Origin of the sequence: Pseudomonas sp. EA_65y_Pfl1_P113, assembly GCF_963970525.1 — a bacterium.
Lineage (GTDB): Bacteria > Pseudomonadota > Gammaproteobacteria > Pseudomonadales > Pseudomonadaceae > Aquipseudomonas > Aquipseudomonas tritici.
The window spans coordinates 1-447 of record NZ_CAXAQM010000603.1; the positions used below are offsets into that span (position 1 = coordinate 1).

Annotated in this window: 1 protein-coding gene; it reads right to left on the bottom strand. The window is 63.8% G+C overall.

Annotated elements, in window-relative coordinates; translation table 11 throughout:
* Positions 1-12: 12 nt before the first annotated feature.
* A partial coding sequence (locus AACY52_RS31305) for a biotin/lipoyl-containing protein (RefSeq protein WP_339561541.1) occupies positions 13-447 on the bottom strand: 435 nt, incomplete at its 5' end.

A 447-nucleotide genomic window follows, 5' to 3' on the forward strand; every position in this document is an offset into this window, starting at 1 on the left:
CTACGTCTTGCGTTACTCCATTTCCAAAATGGCCGCGTCGACGGCGAGACTGTCGCCGGTTTTGGCGTTGATCGTCTTGACCGTGCCCGCTTTTTCGGCGCGCAGGATGTTTTCCATCTTCATCGCCTCGACCACCGCAAGCGGCTGGCCCGCTTCGACCTTATCGCCCGCCGCGACATCCAGCCGCATTAACAGGCCCGGCATCGGGCACAGCAGGAATTTCGACAGATCGGGCGGGATCTTCTCGATCAGATGCTGCGCATAGGGCGCGACATGCGCAGGCAGCACGCGCGCGACATGGCTTGCGCCGCGCGTGGTGAGCGTAAAGCCGGTGCGCGTGCGCGCGATCTTCACGGTCAGCGGGGCGTCATCCAGCTCCGCCTCGACCACGCGGTCGCCCGGCGTATATTCGAGCGCGATGTCGAGATCGGCATCGTCGACCGTGAT